This is a genomic window from Rhodococcus sp. NPDC049939, assembly GCF_040656415.1.
Taxonomy (GTDB): Bacteria; Actinomycetota; Actinomycetes; order Mycobacteriales; family Mycobacteriaceae; genus Rhodococcus_F.
In genome coordinates this window covers 204,662-223,758 of sequence record NZ_JBFAMC010000004.1, presented here as the reverse complement: position 1 = coordinate 223,758, position 19,097 = coordinate 204,662, and the positions used below count along the sequence as shown (strand labels likewise).

17 protein-coding genes are annotated in these 19,097 nt (G+C 62.8%); 6 read left to right on the top strand and 11 right to left on the bottom strand.

The window, feature by feature from the left end; all coding sequences use genetic code 11:
- Window positions 1-56 precede the first annotated feature (56 nt).
- Together AB0I57_RS15985 and AB0I57_RS15980 are read left to right on the top strand one after the other, a co-directional pair.
- Window positions 57-911 carry an SDR family oxidoreductase gene (locus tag AB0I57_RS15985; RefSeq protein WP_358337016.1) on the top strand — a complete coding sequence of 285 codons (855 nt, stop codon included), beginning with the start codon at window positions 57-59 and terminating at the stop codon, window positions 909-911.
- Window positions 912-1,037: 126 nt separating this feature from the next.
- Complete coding sequence (locus tag AB0I57_RS15980) at window positions 1,038-1,916, top strand: EamA family transporter (RefSeq protein WP_358337013.1); 879 nt, start codon at window positions 1,038-1,040, stop codon at window positions 1,914-1,916.
- Between the two features lie 44 nt (window positions 1,917-1,960).
- Here the strand turns inward: AB0I57_RS15980 and AB0I57_RS15975 are convergent, their stop codons facing one another.
- From AB0I57_RS15975 to AB0I57_RS15965, 3 genes are all read right to left on the bottom strand, one after another.
- Window positions 1,961-2,314, bottom strand: a complete 354-nt coding sequence (locus AB0I57_RS15975; protein WP_358337010.1) for a hypothetical protein — start codon at window positions 2,312-2,314, stop codon at window positions 1,961-1,963.
- A 186-nt stretch (window positions 2,315-2,500) separates the two neighbouring features.
- Window positions 2,501-3,283: a trypsin-like serine protease gene (locus AB0I57_RS15970; RefSeq protein WP_358337008.1), complete on the bottom strand. Its 783-nt coding sequence runs from the start codon at window positions 3,281-3,283 to the stop codon at window positions 2,501-2,503.
- A 140-nt stretch (window positions 3,284-3,423) separates the two neighbouring features.
- Window positions 3,424-4,575 (bottom strand): adenylate cyclase regulatory domain-containing protein, encoded by a 1,152-nt coding sequence (locus AB0I57_RS15965; protein ID WP_358337005.1) that lies wholly within the window; start codon window positions 4,573-4,575, stop codon window positions 3,424-3,426.
- 140 nt (window positions 4,576-4,715) lie between these two features.
- On the opposite strand from AB0I57_RS15965, the gene AB0I57_RS15960 reads away from it, so the two are divergent.
- Window positions 4,716-5,279 carry a TetR/AcrR family transcriptional regulator gene (locus AB0I57_RS15960; protein WP_358337002.1) on the top strand — a complete coding sequence of 188 codons (564 nt, stop codon included), beginning with the start codon at window positions 4,716-4,718 and terminating at the stop codon, window positions 5,277-5,279.
- A 4-nt stretch (window positions 5,280-5,283) separates the two neighbouring features.
- Entirely contained in the window at window positions 5,284-5,709 is a 426-nt protein-coding gene (locus tag AB0I57_RS15955; protein ID WP_358337000.1) for a PaaI family thioesterase, read from the top strand.
- Between the two features lie 54 nt (window positions 5,710-5,763).
- Here AB0I57_RS15955 and AB0I57_RS15950 read toward each other — a convergent pair whose 3' ends face one another.
- The 4 genes from AB0I57_RS15950 to AB0I57_RS15935 form a co-directional block, all read right to left on the bottom strand.
- Window positions 5,764-7,305, bottom strand: coding sequence for a DHA2 family efflux MFS transporter permease subunit (locus tag AB0I57_RS15950; protein ID WP_358336998.1), 1,542 nt, complete (start codon window positions 7,303-7,305; stop codon window positions 5,764-5,766).
- Between the two features lie 471 nt (window positions 7,306-7,776).
- Entirely contained in the window at window positions 7,777-9,318 is a 1,542-nt protein-coding gene (locus tag AB0I57_RS15945; RefSeq protein WP_358336995.1) for a DHA2 family efflux MFS transporter permease subunit, read from the bottom strand.
- Window positions 9,284-9,778 (bottom strand): MarR family transcriptional regulator, encoded by a 495-nt coding sequence (locus AB0I57_RS15940; protein ID WP_358336992.1) that lies wholly within the window; start codon window positions 9,776-9,778, stop codon window positions 9,284-9,286. Before AB0I57_RS15940 ends, AB0I57_RS15945 begins: the two co-directional genes overlap by 35 nt.
- Window positions 9,779-9,905: 127 nt before the next feature.
- Window positions 9,906-11,582: an FAD-dependent oxidoreductase gene (locus AB0I57_RS15935; RefSeq protein WP_358336989.1), complete on the bottom strand. Its 1,677-nt coding sequence runs from the start codon at window positions 11,580-11,582 to the stop codon at window positions 9,906-9,908.
- A gap of 148 nt (window positions 11,583-11,730) precedes the next feature.
- On the opposite strand from AB0I57_RS15935, the gene AB0I57_RS15930 reads away from it, so the two are divergent.
- Entirely contained in the window at window positions 11,731-12,549 is an 819-nt protein-coding gene (locus AB0I57_RS15930) for an acyl-ACP thioesterase domain-containing protein (protein ID WP_358336986.1), read from the top strand.
- A 70-nt stretch (window positions 12,550-12,619) separates the two neighbouring features.
- On the opposite strand, the gene AB0I57_RS15925 is transcribed toward AB0I57_RS15930, so the two are convergent.
- Both AB0I57_RS15925 and AB0I57_RS15920 read right to left on the bottom strand, forming a co-directional pair.
- Window positions 12,620-12,847 (bottom strand): DUF1272 domain-containing protein, encoded by a 228-nt coding sequence (locus AB0I57_RS15925; RefSeq protein WP_358336983.1) that lies wholly within the window; start codon window positions 12,845-12,847, stop codon window positions 12,620-12,622.
- 32 nt (window positions 12,848-12,879) lie between these two features.
- A complete protein-coding gene (locus AB0I57_RS15920) occupies window positions 12,880-13,716 on the bottom strand; it encodes an alpha/beta fold hydrolase (protein ID WP_358336980.1) in 837 nt (278 codons plus the stop codon).
- Between the two features lie 441 nt (window positions 13,717-14,157).
- Here AB0I57_RS15920 and AB0I57_RS15915 point away from each other — a divergent pair, with 441 nt between their 5' ends.
- Entirely contained in the window at window positions 14,158-14,670 is a 513-nt protein-coding gene (locus AB0I57_RS15915) for a histidine phosphatase family protein (RefSeq protein ID WP_358336977.1), read from the top strand.
- Window positions 14,671-14,674: 4 nt separating this feature from the next.
- On the opposite strand, the gene AB0I57_RS15910 is transcribed toward AB0I57_RS15915, so the two are convergent.
- Both AB0I57_RS15910 and AB0I57_RS15905 read right to left on the bottom strand, forming a co-directional pair.
- Window positions 14,675-14,878 carry a hypothetical protein gene (locus AB0I57_RS15910; protein ID WP_358336974.1) on the bottom strand — a complete coding sequence of 68 codons (204 nt, stop codon included), beginning with the start codon at window positions 14,876-14,878 and terminating at the stop codon, window positions 14,675-14,677.
- A gap of 240 nt (window positions 14,879-15,118) precedes the next feature.
- A complete protein-coding gene (locus AB0I57_RS15905) occupies window positions 15,119-19,075 on the bottom strand; it encodes a DNA-directed RNA polymerase subunit beta' (RefSeq protein ID WP_358336971.1) in 3,957 nt (1,318 codons plus the stop codon).
- Window positions 19,076-19,097 lie beyond the last annotated feature (22 nt).

Sequence of the window (19,097 nt, the reverse complement as noted above, 5' to 3'; positions counted from 1 at the left end):
GCACGATTGATTGTTATTTGATGCATTTCCGGCAAAGAGCTGTCAGTCTGTTTCGCATGATCCGACAGTTTCTGACCCAGGCCGCGCTCAACCCACTGCCATCCCCGCTGGCCCTGGCCTCCCGACTCCTACCCGAAACCGGCCACACCATTGCCGGGAAGAGGATTCTCGTGACCGGTGGATCCTCAGGCGTCGGTGAAGCTGCCGCGCGCCGTCTCGCATCACTCGGCGCGGAAGTGATCCTCGTCGCACGCGGCGCAGAAGGCCTCGAGTCGGTTCGCGACGACATTCTCGAATCCGGTGGCAACGCGCACGCTGTCCCGTGCGACCTCACTGACCCCGAATCTGTCGATGCCCTGGTGTCGAAGGTGCTCGGCGAAATCGGTCCCGTGGACGTTCTCGTCAACAACGCGGGTCGCTCCATCCGGCGTACGGTCGAGGACTCTCTGGACCGCTTCCATGACTTCGAACGAACGATGTCCATCAACTACTTCGGCTCGACACGACTGACACTTGCATTTCTACCGTCGATGATCGACCGAGGCGAGGGACACATCATCAACGTCGCGACGTGGGGCGTGCCAGCAGGCGTCATGCCCAAGTTCGCCGCCTATCACGCGTCGAAGGCTGCGGTCGGCGCGTTCGGGCGGAGCCTCGGCTCGGAGCTGCAGCAGCACGGAATCGCGGTCACTACCCTCGACTTCCCACTGGTACGGACTCCGATGATCGCGCCCACTGCCGACTACGACGCCATGCCCGCGCTGACTCCCGAACAGGCGGCGGAGTGGTTCGTCACGGCCGTCCGGACCCGACCGACCGAGCTCCTTCCCACCTATGCGGAGGTACTCCGCGTTCTCGGTATGTTCGCACCGTCCACCACCGACGCATTGGTACGGCGCAGTGGCATCTGAGAAGTGACAGACTGGGACGGTCTCGAACTCGCGCCCCAGGGAGCCGTCCATGTCCGACGCCGTGCTCATCGTCGGCCGCGATGACGACGCCATCGCCTGGACGGTCGACCGGTCGGAGACAAGCCGATGACTACGGCAAGCCGCGCACCGGAGGCCGCGCAATCGCGCAGTCAGATCGTTCCGGTCGTCTCGGTCCTCGGATCGGTACTGTCCGTACAGTTCGGCGCAGCCTTTGCCAGCACTCTGTTCAGTGCGGTCGGCGCGGGAGGCGCGGTGTTTCTGCGCCTCACCGTTGCCGCACTCATCCTCGGCCTACTGGTACGACCTCGGTGGTGGCGGTGGTGGCGTTCGCATCGACAGGGAATACTCGCGCTCGGTGTGGCCCTCGCCGTGATGAACTCGGCGTTCTACGAGGCCGTTGCGCGGCTGCCGCTTGGAACCGCCGTCACGATCGAATTCATGGGCCCACTCACTCTTGCCGCCCTGCTTTCGCGGAGACTGCGGGACGGTGTGTGGGTGCTGGCGGCGCTTGCCGGCGTGGTTCTGCTTGGCCTACGCGAGAATTCGAGCGCCGAATCCCTCGACCTCGTCGGTGTGGCGTTCGCGCTGACAGCCGGGGCCGCGTGGGCCGGATACATCATCGCCGGCTCCAATCTCGCCAGACGGGTTCCCAGCGCGGATGGCCTCACGGGAGCGAGCATCGTCGCGGCAGTCCTGATGATTCCGCTGGGCGTGGTGTCGGGCGGCTCCGAACTCTTCGATCCCCGAGTCCTGGCCGTCGGGGCGGGAGTGGCCCTGCTTTCGTCGGTAATCCCCTACTCACTCGAGTTGCGAGCGTTGAAGGTGATGAGCAAGAAGGTGTTCTCGGTTCTCATTGCCCTGGAACCAGCGGCTGCGACACTGGCCGGTGTGATCGTGCTCGGGCAAGTACTCGGCCTGCAATCGCTGGCCGCGATCGCACTCGTCGTCGTGGCGGGAGTCGGATCGGTGCTGAGTAGTAGGTAGCGACGGCGATGAACAACCGAACCTCGCGGCCTAGTGCCCCAGGCTCAAGAGGCAACTCGCGAATCGGAAGGGACCTGCGACGGTCGAGGGTGTTGCTTGTGATTCCTGCGGCCGTTCAGCATCCACCCAGCATCGAGTTCCCTGGTGCCGCGGCGATGCCGCCGAATCGTGAACGAGGTGATCGGCAACTGCTCGACTGCACGGGCATCGGCACGTAGGTCACCGGCGATCCCCTGTTCGAGCACCGAATACGCGGTGCGGTTGATCGAGTACACCGCCAGCCTGAGGGCGTCGAGTGCCGTAGGTCTCGGACCGAACTCGGCAAGAGTGTGACCGCCGTCCACGGCGGTTTCGACCACCGCGTAGAAGTGCCAGTCTTCGCCCGAATCGCCAGTCATGATTAGCCTCACTCGAGGTTCTTCTGTGAGATGTGACACAAACAGTAGCGTGAGGTGACGACAGGTCTCGGGCGGCGCGCCGCTCGATCGACAACTTCGTTTCGGAATGACCTACTCCCAGATGGCCACCACGGCCCGGACGTCCGCACTTGGCCGGACCGGACCAAAGCCGGCGAATGTCGGTGCTCAGTCTTGAATCTGAGAGTGAATCCAGGCGACTTGATTGTCGATGCGTGCGGCGGTGTCGAACTGGTCGTGCGGGCACGGCGGGCCCCCGCTTTCCACGCCGACCAAGACGCCCTCGGAAAGACTCGTCGGAACGAAGTAGGGGGCGCCGGAGTCGAACAGACACGCGCTCGTGGTCCGCAGCGGCAACAGGCCGGTCACACTGATGGTCGTATCCGTAACTTCGCCGATGCGGAATCCGCCGAGTCGCACATTTGGCGCCGGCATCGGATCGACCGAAGTGTGCGCACCCCACCCGTCAATGGCAACCACGTCCCCGACCACGGGAGGACCAGCTGGAAGTGAAATCGGCGCTACGTCGAAGACCGGCTCCGACAGCTTCGCCAAGGCGACATCGTTAACCGACGACTGACGGACGTCGACGACGTCGAGAGTGTGACCGTTGCCGAACAATTGGGAGGATCCGGTGTCGTGCAGTCGGGTCTTCCCGACATGAGCAACCACCTCGTACCGTGGCGGCCCGTCGACCGGGATGCCTGTCCCGTCGTGAAAGCAGTGTCCCGCAGAGATGATCCATTCAGGGGCTACGAGAGCGCCCGAGCATGCACTGTCGCGAGTTCCGCCATCAGGTGTCGGGATTCCGGTGGCTGTGAGCTGGGTATTGAATCCGAATGTGCCAGGGGGTGCATCGATACCGTTCGCAACCGCTCCGGCGGGGCCTGCCACGCTGATCGGCAACCCGAGAAGAAGTGCGGAAAATACCACCGCCGCGAGCCGGTGCACGCCAAAGGACGGTACCGAACGGATCGACCCCGGGCAATGGTCGAATCTGCGAATCATCCGTCGCGGCAAACCGCGGACCGAAGCGTCTCGGCGAAACCGTCGTGTATCCCCGTCGGCCACTCGAAGGCCGGCCTGTTACCTCACGCGACAGCTCGCCGTCCGATCTCGAACAGCTCTTGCGGATCGTCGATCCCCTTGAGCCGATGACTTCCCATGGACTCGCCCCAGAACTTGTCCAGGTCGAGTTCGTCGTAGAAATCTCCGGTCACGATGACCTCGCGCGCCCGTGCTACCGCGACGATCCGGCTGGCCATGTTGACAGGCCTGCCGAACCAGTCGCCCGCGCTCGGCACCGCAGTTCCCCACGCGATCCCCGCGCGTAGCGGCGGTGGCCCCTCCTTGCGGGCCTCGTCGACCAGATCCAACGCCGCATATGCGAGTGCTGACGCATCCGACGACACCATCATCACGGCATCCCCGATTGTCTTGACCAGGCGCACAGGCGAACTGACCACATCGGTGGCGAGCCTGTCGAGCCGCTCGGCAACCCTGCCGAGGTCGGCGGGTGGCACCTGCTCACCGAGCACCGTGAAGCCCACGAGGTCGGCAAAGCACACGCCCACTTCCTGGGCCCCGTGCATATGAAGATCGGAGTCGCGAGCGATCCCGACAGCATCGGACCGCAGCTGTTGCCGCAGGCTGGTCGCAAGGATGCGCGCAAGAATCTGCGACTCGAAGTCGGCGAATCTGCGCACCTCCATTGCGAAGCGCAGCGCAACCTCGGGATGGTCCCGCGCCTCCTCGAGGCGATCCTGCAGCAACGCGTCCGCAGCATCGGCGACCGACCAGATGTTGCGGCCCAGCACCCGGGCCGCCGCGAACAGCCCGCTCTCGTCGAGACCCAATTCTCGGTACTGCTCGAGACCGCGTGCGAGCTCGAGGTCGTTATCGCTGTAGTAGGCATCGTCTTTGGAGACTCCGCGCCCGATCGCCCGGAACCATTGCCGGACATCCTCGACACTCACACCGGTCTTCTGCGATACCTCCTCGAGGCTGTAGCTGCCCTTGGGCGCCAACGCGTGTTCGAGGAGGTGGTGCGCAAGGCGATTGTCCTTGGTAGCCACTTGCAACTGGTCGATCGACATGCCTTCTGCGACCAGAGCATCGAGAACACCGGCCCGGGCCGACCGGTCCGAGCCGCTGAGCCCGTCGAGCAGGCCTGCCCCTTCGAAGACCTGGAAGCTGTCGGGCCTCGGGCCCGGGCGTCGGAGCGAGCGTGGCGACGGCGACACGAGTCGACCCGGTCGTGGAGTTACCCAGGTTCTCGATCGCGGACGGTGCACGAACTCATCATCTCAGGATCGCCGAGGCCGCTCCAGGCTATCGCGAGAACTCCTTGCTGCCACGACAACGACAGAACTATATTCTGTACATGCCGATTCAGAGTCTGTTACTCGACGCTGCGGAGGACCACTTCGCGAAGCGCGGCGTGCTGGAGACCCGACTTGCCGACATCCGCGAGGAGGTCGGCGTGAGCGTCGGCGGTGTCTACCACCATTTCCCCGGCAAGAAAGAGTTGTATGCCCAGGTGTGGTTGCGTGCCATCGGCGATTACCACGACATGTTCCTGGCGGTTCTCGCCGAATGCCCGGGTGCCAGGGAAGGTGTCGAGGGCGTAGTCACCTCGCATCTGGAATGGGTGTCACACAACCGCGATCGAGCGACCATCCTCGCATCGCCCCGACCGCCCGGCATCGACGAGCGGGCTGCTGAAGGCAACGCCGTCTTCTTCCGCACCGTCATGTCGTGGTGGCGGACGCACGAACACTACGGGGCGGTCCGGTGCCTCGACTTCGACGTGCTCAACGCGCTGTGGCTGGGTCCGGCGCAGGAGTACTCGCGACACTGGCTGGCCGGATCCACAACCACCGACCCCACTTCCGTCGCACCCGAACTTTCTCGGGCGGCCTGGAACTCCCTACGCACCCAGGAGTGAACCTATGACAGTCGACGACGCCGCATTGACCGCCGACGGTGCACGGGCCGTGCTGGCCGCCCAGCCGTTCAGCATGCTCGTCGGTGTGCGCATGACCCAGTTCGGAGATGGCCGCGCGAGTCTGGAGATACCTGTGCGAGACGAACTGCGACAGCAGAACGGGTTCGTACACGGCGGCGTCCTCTCCTACGCCGCGGACAACGCACTCACTTTCGCAGCCGGGACCATGCTCGGCTCGAACATCATGACGGCCGGCTTCACGATCACGTATCTGCGCCCCGCGGACGGGGTTGTGTTGAGGGCCGATGCGCGGGCCGACGGCGCCACCCGACGACAGGCGCTGTGCCGCTGCGACATCTACGCCGTACAGGAGAACGGCCAGGAGGTGCTGTGTGCCGCCGCGCAGGGCACCGCAACGGCACGGCGGTGATGACAAGCGTTGGGCGGCTGTCAGCCGCCCAACGCCTTGGAGAGCACGGAACCATCAGTGCATCACGGCTGTCGGTGCGCCCTCGGCCTCTAGGTTCGGGTTCACCGACTTCTTCCGTGGCAACAGCATGGCGGGGATGAGCGTCAGCAAAATCAGGACCGTCGCCACGACGAACGTGTTGCCAAAGGAGTCAGCCAACTCCGCGAATCCGTTCGCCAACACATCCGGCGGCGTCTGCGATGCGATCTGCGCCGCTTCCGGTGAATCCCCACGCGACGCAGCCGCCAGTCCAGCCGATTCGTGACTCAGGATCTGATTCGTCAGAACAACCGACATCACCGCGGTACCGATCGAGCCCGAGGTCTGCTGCACGATGTTCATCAGCGACGAACCGCGCGCCACCTGTTCATGGGAAAGCGTCACGATCGCGGCGGTCATCAGGGGCATCATCGTGCAGCCCATGCCCATACCCATCACGAACAGTGCACCCATCAGCAACCACGTCGGGGAATCCGCAGCCACCTGAGTAAAGACACTCAGTCCGACGAAGATCAACGGCAACCCGGTCAGCACGATCTTGCCCGCACCCATCCTGTCGACGAGCCGCCCGGCGATCGGCATGGTCAGCATCGCGCCGATACCCTGCGGCGCCATCACAAGACCAGCGGCAAGAGTCGTGTGACCACCCACTTGGATGAAGTAACTCGGGAACAATAGTCCGGCACCCATGAACGCGACGACGAACATCGAAGTGGTGACAACCGCGACCGTCAGCTGTCGATTCTTGAACAGGTGCAGGTCGATCAGCGGATGATTCTTGTTCAGCGCGTGGAACACGAACGCGACGATCAGCGCGAGTCCGATCGCACCTGGCACCAGCACCCGCGCGGACGCGACGGTCCCGACCTCGGGGATGGACGACACACCGAAGAGGAACAGAGCCAGACCGGGCGAGAGCAACAGCATTCCGAGGAAGTCGAACGACTCCGAAGGCGATGGCCGGTCGGACGGCAGAATCACGAAAGCGGCAGCCAGGGCGACAACACCGATGGGCAGATTGATCAGGAAGATCCAGTGCCAGCTGGCTGCTTCGATCAACCAGCCGCCGAGGATGGGGCCACCGATTGGACCGAGCAGCATCGGAATGCCGAGCACCGCCATGACCCGACCCACCCGGTCTGGGCCCGCAGCTCTCGTCATGATCGTCATACCGAGGGGCATCAGCATGCCGCCGCCGAATCCCTGAAGCACCCGGAAGCCGATCAGAGAGGTGATGTCCCACGCCATGCTGCACGCCACGGAACCGACGACGAACAGCACCAACGCCACCATGTAGAGACGCTTGGTCCCGAAACGGTCGGCCGCCCACCCGGTCACCGGGATGACAGTGGCGAGCGCAAGGGTGTACCCGGTCATCGTCCACGCGACGGTGGCGTAGGTGCTGTCGAAGTCTTGCGCAAACGTCGTGAGGGCGACACTGACCACTGTCACGTCGAGGATCGACATGATGGCGCCGAGCACCACCACAGACGCGATCTTGAGGACCGTGCCATCCAGTTTGTCGGACGCCGCAGGCGCGGCCTTCGGCAATGTCATCCGCAATTCTCCTGGTTGAGTTCTCGCAGGGCATCCTCGGCGAGGATCGGTTGTAGTGCTTCTCTCAGTAGAGACCGGTCGGTTTCCGTAGTCGGAAACGCGAACTTCCCCAACTGATCACGCTTGCATTCGACGCGCCGAGTGGCGCGCCGCAGCCACCGAGAGTCGCAACATTTCCGCGACCTCGTTGATCGGAATTCGAAGAACAGATCAGCAGTCTTGTCAGGCACCCACAAGTACTAGCGCTCACGCAACTATCGTCTAGGGGCAACTATGCCGCAACCGAATTCGCGGTGATCCAGGACACCCGGCCCCGGGTCACCGCGAACAACTCGTGCCACCCTGCGGCAGTTGCTGCCGCTGCACAAGGCACCGCGACGTCAGCCACCGACTTCAGCGTGGTGTTCGAGCAATGATGAATCGCGTTGGGCGGTCTCCTGGCCGCCCAACGCATTGGTGAGCACGGAAAAATCAGTGCACCATGACGGGCCGAGCGCCTTCAGCCTCGACGTCCGGGTTCTCTGATTTCTTGCGCGGTAGCAGGAACGCAGGGATGAAGGTCAGCAGTACCAAGACCGCCGCGAGAACGAATGTGTTACCGAAGGCGTCGGCGAGTTGCGAGAACGCATTGGCCAGCACCGGCGGCGGCGTCTGCGCGACGATCTGCGCAGCCTCGGGCGTACCGGCGCGCGACGCGACTGCGAGTCCAGCGGTTCCTTGACTCGTGATCTGATTCGTCAGCACAACCGACATCACGGCGGCCCCGATCGAGGTCCCGGTCTGCTGCACGATGTTCATCAGCGTCGAACCGCGCGCCACCTTCTCATGGGAGAGCGTCACGAGTGCCGCCGTCATCAGCGGCATCAGCGTGCATCCCATTCCCAATCCCATCACGAACAGCGCACCCATGAGCAACCACGTCGACGTATCAGCTGCCACCTGAGTGAATACACCCAGTCCGATGAGGGTCAACGGCAACCCGGTCAGCACGATCTTGCCCGGACCGATCTTGTCGACGAGCCACCCGGCGACCGGCATGGTCAGCATCGCTCCGATACCCTGCGGCGCCATCAATAGGCCGGCGCCTAGTGTGTTGTGCCCACCCACTTGGATGAAGTAACTCGGGAACAACAGTCCGGCACCCATGTACGCGACGACGAACATCATCGTGGTGATCACTGCGATGGTCAGCCGCCGATCCTTGAACAGGTACAGGTCGATCAGCGGATGGTCCTTGTTCAGCGCGTGGACTACGAACGCGACAATCAGCGTGAGCCCGATCGCACCTGATACCAGCACCCGGGCCGAGGCCACGGTTCCGACATCCGGGATCGACGACACGCCGAACAGGAATGTCGCCAAACCTGGTGAGAGCAGCAGCATTCCGAGGAAGTCGAACGATTCCGAAGGCGATGGCTCGTCGGGCTTCAGAATGAAGTAGGCGGCGGCCATGGCGACAAGGCCAATGGGCGGGTTGATCAGGAAGATCCAGTGCCAGCTCGCGACCTCGATCAACCAGCCGCCGAGGATGGGGCCACAGACGGGACCGAGCAGCAGTGGGACGCCGAGCACTGCCATGACCCGACCCACCCGCTCGGGGCCCGCAGCCCTGGTCAGGATCGTCATACCGAGGGGCATCAGCATTCCGCCGCCAAGCCCCTGAAGAACGCGGAAGCCGATCAGTGAGGTGATGTCCCACGCCATGCTGCACGCCAGGGACCCGAGGACGAACAGCGCCAACGCCGTCATGTAGAGGCGCTTGGTTCCGAAGCGGTCGGCCGCCCACCCGGTCACCGGAATGACGGCCCCGAGCGCGAGCGTATACGCGGTCATCGTCCACGCGACGGTGGCATATGTACTGTTGAATTCTTGCGTGAACGTCGTGAGCGCGACACTGACCACAGTCACGTCGAGGATCGACATTGTCGCACCGAGTACCACGACGGACGCGATCTTGAGGACCGTGCCGTCCAGTTTGTCAGGCGCTCCAGGCGCCCCCTTCGGCGATGTCATAGCCCTTCTCCTGGTTTAGTTCTCGCAGAGCATTGGCGGCGAGGACAGGTTTCAGCGCCTCTATCAGTCGAGATCGGTCGCTCTCCGGAATCAGCGACGCGAAACGACGCAACTGTTCACGCCTGTATTCGATGTGCCGGGTGGCTGCCGCGTGACCTGCAGCGGATAACGACACCCGCTTGACGCGCCGGTCATGCTCATCCTCCCGGCGGACAACCAGGCCGAGCTTGACGAGTTGATCGATGTTTCGACCCGCTGCAGCCACCGACAGCCCCAGGTTTTCCGCAACCTCGTTGATAGGAAGCGGTTCGCCGCGATGAGCCAACGCGAAGAGGATCCGCACCTGCGAAAAGGTGAGATCCAGTTCGAAGAGGTTGTCCATCAACTCCCCCTCGTTCATCACCTGAGTGAAGAAGTCGTTGAACAATTCGAAGAGAAGATCAGCAGTGGTGTCAGACACACTTCAAATGCTAGCGCTCTCGCAACTATTCGCCAAGTGCAACCATTGACAAAGCGCAACTATTGTGCAAGCAAATTATCCACGTCCGAGCCACAACACCCGATGAAACGGGACTGACCTGGCGAGGTCAGCGAGCGAAGAAGTGCCTACGTTTGCGCGCGATGGACACCATCTCGGATCGGTTCGTGACCTTGATCCTCGGCCGTCCGGAGCCTGCCGCGCGCGCCCTCTCCGAGGCGTCGATCGCGCGCCAGCCCGCGAAACCGATCCGCTCTGGTTGTCGCCGCTCGATCAGTTTCCTCACGTCCTTGCGCGCGCCAACCGTTTGCGGGAACCTCCCGGCCGCGAAATCGGCAAGCAGAGTCGACACAGTCTCCTTTGCGCACGCCTTGTTCGTCCCGATGACACCACTGGGACCACGCTTGATCCACCCGGCCACGTACACCCGGTCGCAGACACGGCCCCGCTCGTTGGGGATCACGCCATGCTGCTCGTCGAACGCGACCCCGTCGACCGGATTGCCCCGGCACCCGATAGAACGGAACACGAGGGAGGTATCGAGTGCCCCCTCGCCGCCCATCGGTTTCGCCGATGACAGTTTCGCGGACACCAGACCCGACTCGTCAGTCGCTAGTTCGTTGCGTCCGTACTGCAAGGCCTCGGCCTTGGTGGAACCCACGACCGCGAGCGGCGATGTCAGGTAGCGGAACACTATGCGCTTGCGGCCGGGGCGCGGTTCACACCCCGCGAACTCCTGAACGAGCCGGATCTTCATCGCGGTCGCCGGATCGGCTGACCAGGCCTGATCGCGACCGCGGAGTCCGAGGTCGCCGCTATCGATCACAACGTCCACGTTCGCGAGATAACCGAGTGCCAGGAATTCCGGGCTCGAGTATGCGGCCTGCGCGCAACCGCGGCGACCTAGGATCACGACCTCCTCGATGTTGCTGTGCCGCAGCGCAGCGAGAGCGTGATCAGCGATGTCAGTCCGCTCCAGATCCTCGATCTTCATCGTCAGGATGCGGGCCACATCGAGCGCCACGTTGCCGTTGCCGACGATGACCGCACGGTTCCCGGAAAGGTCGAACGAGTGCCGCACGTAGTCGGGATGGCCGTTGTACCAGGCAACGAAATCCGTCGCAGAGTGGACGCCGGGTAGGTCTTCACCAGGAATTCCCAAGCGGCGGTCACCGGACGCGCCAACGGCGTATATGACGGCGTGATAGTTCTCCAGCAACTCATCGTGAGTGATGTGCTTGCCGACCTCGACGTTGAGGTGAAATTCGAAGTTGGGCCTGTCGAGCCTCCACTCGAACATCCGCGCCACTTCTCTGGTTTCGGGATGGTCGGGGGCAACGCCCGCACGTACCAGTCCGAACGGTGTGGGCAGCTTCTCGAACATCTCGACCTCTACGTCCGACCGCTCCAGCAGTTCCGCGGCCGCGTAGCAGGCGGCTGGACCCGCGCCGACCACGGCCACGCGCAACGTACCCAGATCGCGGCGCGGAGGAGCCTCCGGTGTCAGTGGGATCCAGCCGTCGGGCATCGGATTCGTCTTGTAGTAGTCGGCATTGATGTCCTTGTAGCGGGTCAGGGAACCGAACAGCTCGTCCTCGGGGAAGATCGCCCCCACCGGGCAGACATCGACGCAAGCGCCACAGTCGATGCAGGTCTCTGGGTCTATGTACAACAGCTCGGTCCGTGCGAACTCCCGCTCGCCCGGTGTCGGGTGGATGCAGTTCACGGGACATGCGGAGACACAACTCGCGTCGTTACAACAGGCCTGGGTAATGACGTATGCCATTGCGTTCCCTCACGCGATCCAAAGCACAGGACTAATTTATGTTACATCTCGTAACACGTATAAACGTTACCGAGAACTGCTCACACGAACAAGCATCGTTGCATGATGGGAGAATCTGGACTACGTCCCGAGCAGAAGGAACAACATCTTGGCACTCGACCGACCACTCGCAGTTCCACCTTCACGCGGTAGATTCTTCGACGCGTCCTGGCCCGTCCGAACAGGCGATATCGACGCTGCAAAGCGGCTGCGCCTCGACGGGATCGCGCGCTATCTACAAGATGTCGGGCTGGACAACCTCGAGGCGGCACAAGCCGCCGACAGCCACCCGCTGTGGATCGTCCGGCGCACAGTCATCGATATCGTTCGGCCGGCCATATGGCCCGAGCGGGTGCACCTCCGGCGCTGGTGCTCGGCGTTGTCGACGCGCTGGACGAACATGCGGGTGCAGATCAAGGGCGAATCGGGCGCCCTGATCGAGACCGAGGGCTTCTGGATCCACATCAGCGCGGACACCGGAATGCCCACAAGGATCGACGACAAATTCATCGAAAGCCTCGGTGAATCCGCCGACGAACACAGACTCAAGTGGAAGCGCTGGCTCGTCGAGAACGCGCCGGCCACCGACGAGCAAGATGTCGAAGAATGCGAATTCGTGTTGCGCCGCACCGACATCGACCCATTCGACCATGTCAACAACGCGGTCTATTGGCAGGCCGTCGAGGAGTTACTCGCAGACCACGAGCATCCCGGTGGCGGCCGACTTGTCGACAACCCCCATCGCGCGGTACTCGAGTACCTTGCTCCCATCGTCTCGACCGACAAGATCATCCTGCGTTTCCGCCGGGATGACACATCGCTGACCGTTTGGTTCCTCGTCGACGATGCCCTGCGTGCATTGGCCCACGTCGGACCACTGAGCACGCCACCAACAGCATCTCCAAGCTCGGCGAAGCCGACGAGCTGAGCTCGAACCGAGACGAGAGAGGTCACGCGAGATTGCGTCGACCCGCCTCTATCGTTCTCTTACACCCGCTTCACCGCCGAGCCCTGAGGGATCGGAGGAGTCGTGCGGGTGCACGTCGCGTGATCTGCACCGCGCCAGTTGTGCGACGAGGCCTGGCGCACAGCTCTCCTCCGCAGTTCGGGCACAGGTTGTCCATCTCGGCTGTGCAGGCACTGCAGAACGTGCATTCGTAGCTGCAGATCGACGCGTCGGAATCGTTTTGCAGAGGCGCCCCGCACGCCTCACACTTCGTTTTCATGGTCAACATTTGAGCCCCCTGGAAGGAGTCGGTCAGAACTTCTCAGGAACACTAGTCGCTGTCTGGATCGAGGAGATCGCATTCCCTGGCTTCTCGAGCCATTGAACGTGTCCACCGTCCCCCGGGACACAGACGACACTTCCACGCGCGCGCGGGAGTTTCGCTATGAGCGCCTCCGCTGTAGAAGCAGGCGCCAGTGAATCATCGTCGAAAACGATTGCCACGAATGGCCGGTCGAACTTGTTGAAATCGGTTGATTCGCCCTGGACACCCCGGAGTCTCTCAAAATTGCCCGTCCAGGCGAGGCGAGCCCAGTCTCGAGTGAGGTGCTTCGACTGTCGGCCGCCTATCCCGATCCGGTCACCAGGCCAGTAACCAACAGCAGCCGATACCAGTACCGGCCCGGTGGTTCCAAGTAGGGGACGCCATGCATCGAGTAGTGGGTAGCTGCGAAAGTACGGTGTTCCTCCTGCTACGGATACAATTCCTTCGGCGTCGACGAGGCCGTTCGTTGCGGCCGAAAGCGTAGTCAGTTGGGCACCAAGGCTATGGCCACCAACCCATGTCGGCACTCCTGGTTGCGCGGCCGCCGCGAGCGCAGCGGGAATATCTATAGTGGCTATCTCCGAATAGCCGAATCGGCTGCTGCGATCGATGTTCGAGCTGCCGTCTTGACCGCGGTATTCGACTGTGATGCAGGTGATCCCGACGTCGGCCAGACCGGCCGCAAGCCTGCGGTAGTGCCGGATCTTGACACCCATCGCCGGAAAGAAGACCAGACGAGTGTGTTCGTTCTCTGCACGAAACCATTCCGAGGACAGTTTCCCATCCGGAGTCTCTATGAATTGTTGCTGACCATTTTGGTCCATCAGCGTGCCACCGTTTCTTCTGCAATCGTGGGTACGGAAGTCATCCGAGCATGATGTCCTGTCACGAAACGATGAATTCCATTATGCTGCAATACTTTACCGTCATCGAGCCTCCGATCACGATGGACGGTCGGATCATTGTCGCACAGCGCCCAACCGTTCGGTCAGTTTCTCGGCATTTGGTTGCGGCGATCGTTGATCGGGTGACGACAAGACTTGTCCGCTCAACTGAGGGTGCGCTACTCGAGATTGTCGAGACCTCATCGAGTCTGCCGACGACGAACTCCGAAATACTCTTCAGTGCAGAGTATTTGGAAATATCTGCCGACTATGGTGGGCTGGTGCCGCATTCGAGGGTCTGGCCTGGGTCCACCAGACAGGGCGGCGGGGCGGAATCCGCGTCGACTCGCGAGCACGAGACAATTGATCTAGCGTCAACCCATGCCCGAGAACGCCCCGGCACCTGACCGCACCCTGATCCTCATGCGCCACGGCAAGTCGGGATATCCGACAGGGGCTGCGGATCACGAGCGCCCACTGACTTCGCGTGGGTGGAGGGAGGCTGGATTGGCCGGCGAATGGCTACGGTCGACTCACCCACCGATCGACACGGTGTTGTGTTCAACCGCTCGCCGCACTCGCGAAACACTGGAGGCAACGAGGATCGACGCCCCTACCCGATTCGCCGATGAACTGTACGGCGCCGACCCGGAGCGGGTTCTGGAGCAGATCGTGCAGATCGAGCCTGCGGTACGTACTCTGCTGGTCGTTGGCCACGCTCCGGGTATGCCATTGGCTGCATTGGATCTGACCGATGACTTCGACGGCGAGGCGGCTCGTCTGATACGCGAGAAGTTCCCGACCTCGGCACTCGCCGTGCTTGCGGTACCGTGCGGCTGGGACGAACTCACCTCGCGTGCGGCATCACTGACGACATTTCACGTTCCGAGGTAGCGCCTCAGAACAACTTTCGCCCGGCCACCGCGACGACCGCGAGCACTACCGCCAGCGAAAGTGCCCACCCGAACCCGAGCAGCCACCACACCACGCCGAACACGACCAGCGCCGGTGCCGCCGTGATGAGTGCGATCGTGGGACTCTCCCGCACCACCTCGAGCGCCGACTCAGCCTTGACTCGATCGATCTTCTTCTTGTCCGACATCCTCGTCTCCGTTCTGCAAATCAGGCATACCGGTCAGATGTAGTCGAGACTAGTCGCGATTGACCACTTGGGGCCGAACCTCGATTGCATATCGCGAGAGCCGACACCTCTCGGACGAGTGTCCGGACAACTGTGCAGCAAGAATATTGGCCCCACCCCCGAAGAGAATGGGGTGGGGCCAATATTTCGTCGTGCGCGCGGCTGGCGAGCCTCGAATCTCGTCAACCGAGCGCAGAGCGCTTACCGGTAATCGTTGCTGAACCCGTAGTCGTCCAGCGGCACTGCGGCACCGGTGCCCTGGCCGAAGCCGTCCGGGCTGTAGTACTGATCTTCGTAGGAGGGAACCGCGTAAGCGGCGGCACGGGCCTCCTCGGTCGGCTGAACCTGAATGTTGCGGTAGCGGTTGATGCCGGTACCAGCAGGGATCAGCTTTCCGATGATCACGTTCTCCTTGAGACCGATCAGCTTGTCGGAGCGGCAGTTGATAGCCGCATCGGTCAGCACACGAGTGGTCTCCTGGAAGGAGGCCGCGGACAGCCACGAGTCTGTCGCCAGCGATGCCTTGGTGATACCCATCAACACCGGACGTCCGGCTGCGGGCTCGCCGCCCTCGGCAACGACACGACGGTTGGCAGCTTCGAAGTCCGCGCGCTCGGTCAGCGAACCGGGCAGGAACTCCGTGGCACCGGAGTCGATGATCGTCACGCGACGCAACATCTGACGCACGATGACCTCGATGTGCTTGTCGTGGATCGACACACCCTGGCTCCGGTACACCTCCTGAACCTCGTTGACCAGGTGAATCTGTACCTGGCGGGGGCCCATGACACGCAGCACCTCATGCGGATCGGCAGCACCTTCCATGAGCTGCTGACCGACCTCCACGTGGTCACCGTCGGCCAGCAGGCGCTCGGTGCCGTCTTCGTGCTTGAAGACACGCAGACGCTGACGCTTCGAGAGCTTGTCGTAGACAACCTCCTCGCCACCGTCGTCCGGGACGATGGTGATCTTGTAGAAGCGATCGCCGTCCTCGAGTTGCACGCGACCGGTGACATCTGCGATCGGGGCCTTGCCCTTGGGTACGCGAGCCTCGAACAGTTCCTGGACACGCGGCAGACCACCTGTGATGTCGTCTCCGGCGACACCACCCTGGTGGAACGTACGCATGGTCAGCTGGGTACCGGGCTCACCGATGGACTGCGCGGCCACGATACCAACGGCCTCACCGATGTCGACGAGCTTGCCGGTGGCCATCGAACGGCCGTAGCAGGTGGCACAGACGCCGGTGCCGGTGGTGCAAGTGAGCACCGAGCGGACCTTGACCTGCGTGATGCCCGCTTCGAGCAGCGCGTCGATAGCCGGGTCACCCAGGTCGTGTCCGCGCTCGACGATGACGTTGCCGTCGGCGTCGACCGCTTCGGCCGCAAGGGTGCGGGCGTACGTGCTCGTCTCCACGTGGGGATCGCGGATCATCGAGCCATCGGCCTGCTTCTCGGCGATCGTGGTGACGATGCCGCGCTCGGTTCCACAATCCACCTCGCGGACGATGACGTCCTGTGAGACGTCCACCAGACGACGGGTCAGGTAACCGGAGTCGGCGGTGCGCAGCGCGGTATCGGCCAGACCCTTACGTGCACCGTGCGTATTGATGAAGTACTCGAGAACGGTCAGGCCTTCCTTGAAGGAGGACTTGATCGGACGCGGGATGAACTCACCCTTCGGGTTGGTCACCAAGCCCTTCATGCCGGCGAGTGAACGAACCTGAGTCATGTTGCCGGCGGCGCCGGACTTCACGATCATCGGGATCGGGTTCTCTTCGGGGAAGTGTGCCTCCATCACCCTGCCGACCTCGTCGGTGGCTTCGGACCAGATCTTGACCAAAGCACTGTTGCGCTCCGCCTTGTTCAAAGCACCACGCTGGTACTTCTTCTCGATCTGGTCGGCCTGCTGCTCGAACGACTCCATGATGTCGGCCTTCTCCGGCGGCACAAGCACGTCGGAGATCGAGACCGTGACACCCGAACGCGTCGCCCAGTAGAAACCGGCGTCCTTCAGCTTGTCGACCGTCTGTGCGACCACGATCATGGGGTAGCGCTCGGCGAGATCGTTGATGATCGTAGCCTGCCGCTTCTTGGGCATCTGCTCGTTGACGAACGGGTAGTCGACCGGGAGCAGCTCATTGAAGAGCACGCGGCCCAGCGTCGTCTCCGCCGTCCAACCGTCGCCGTGGTTCCAGCCCTCGGGGAAGAGCTCAGCCTCGAGGTCACGGGGCGGGCGCTGCCTCGTCAGACGCACCTTGATCCTCGCCTGCACGGCCAGCTTGCCGAGATCGACGGCCATCTGGGCCTCGGCCGGCGAAGAGTACACACCCTGCTCGGCCTCGTCTTTGGTCGATGCCGAGAGTTCGCCGACGGCGCCTTCGTCCAACCGAGTCAGGTGGTACAGACCGGTCACCATGTCCAGACGGGGCATGGCCAGCGGTCGACCCGAGGCGGGCGAGAGGATGTTGTTCGACGACAGCATCAGGATGCGGGCCTCAGCCTGCGCCTCCGCGGACAGCGGAAGGTGTACGGCCATCTGGTCACCGTCGAAGTCGGCGTTGAACGCCTCACACACCAGCGGGTGCAGCTGGATGGCCTTGCCCTCGACCAGCTGCGGCTCGAACGCCTGGATACCCAGTCGGTGCAGCGTCGGTGCGCGGTTCAGCAGCACGGGGTGCTCACCGATGACCTCTTCGAGGACGTCCCACACCTGTGCGCGCTGACGTTCCACCATGCGCTTGGCCGACTTGATGTTCTGTGCGTGGTTCAGGTCCACCAAGCGCTTCATCACGAAGGGCTTGAACAGTTCGAGCGCCATCAGCTTCGGCAGACCGCACTGGTGAAGCTTCAATTGCGGACCGACGACGATGACGGAACGTCCCGAGTAGTCGACGCGCTTGCCGAGCAGGTTCTGACGGAATCGACCCTGCTTGCCCTTGAGCAGGTCGCTCAGGGACTTCAGCGGACGGTTACCGGGACCGGTGACCGGGCGACCACGCCGGCCGTTGTCGAACAGCGCGTCTACCGACTCCTGCAGCATCCGCTTCTCGTTGTTGACGATGATCTCGGGGGCACCGAGGTCGATCAGTCTCTTGAGTCGGTTGTTGCGGTTGATCACTCGGCGGTACAGGTCGTTCAGGTCGGAAGTGGCAAAGCGGCCACCGTCGAGCTGAACCATCGGACGCAGCTCCGGCGGGATCACCGGCACCGCGTTCAGAACCATGCCCATCGGCGAGTTCTGGTTGGCCTGGAAAGCCGCGACCACCTTGAGCCGCTTCAGCGCGCGGAGCTTCTTCTGGCCCTTGCCGTTGCGGATGGTCTCGCGCAGGCTTTCGGCCTCGGCATCGATGTCGAAGTTCTCGATGAGCTTCTGGATCGACTCGGCGCCCATGGCACCGGTGAAGTACTCGCCGTAGCGGTCGACCAGCTCGCGGTAGAGCTGTTCGTCGACGATGAGCTGCTTGACGCTCAGCTTGGTGAACGTATTCCAGATCTCCTCGAGACGATCCAGCTCGCGCTGAGCACGGTCCCGGATCTGACGCATCTCACGCTCGCCGCCGTCCTTGACCTTGCGGCGGACATCGGACTTGGCTCCTTCGGCCTCCAGCTCGGCGACGTCGGCTTCGAGCTTCTGCGCGCGCGCCTCGAGGTCGGCGTCTCGCTGATCGGTGATGGTCTTCTTCTCTACCTCCATCTCGGCCTCGAGCGTGGAGAGCTCGTTGTGACGCAGTTCCTCGTCGACGCCGACGATGACGTACGAGGCGAAGTAGATGATCTTCTCGAGATCCTTCGGCGCCAGGTCGAGGAGGTAGCCGAGACGGCTGGGCACACCCTTGAAGTACCAGATGTGCGTCACAGGGGCAGCCAGTTCGATGTGGCCCATACGCTCACGTCGAACCTTCGCGCGGGTCACCTCGACACCGCAGCGTTCACAGATGATGCCCTTGAAGCGGACGCGCTTGTACTTTCCGCAGTAGCACTCCCAGTCCCGGGTGGGACCGAAGATCTTCTCGCAGAAAAGGCCGTCCTTCTCGGGCTTGAGCGTGCGGTAGTTGATGGTCTCTGGCTTCTTGACCTCACCGTAGGACCAGTTGCGGATGTCCTCTGCGCTGGCCAGGCCAATGCGAAGCTCATCGAAGAAGTTGACGTCGAGCACGTAACTTCCTTTCCCCAGAGGG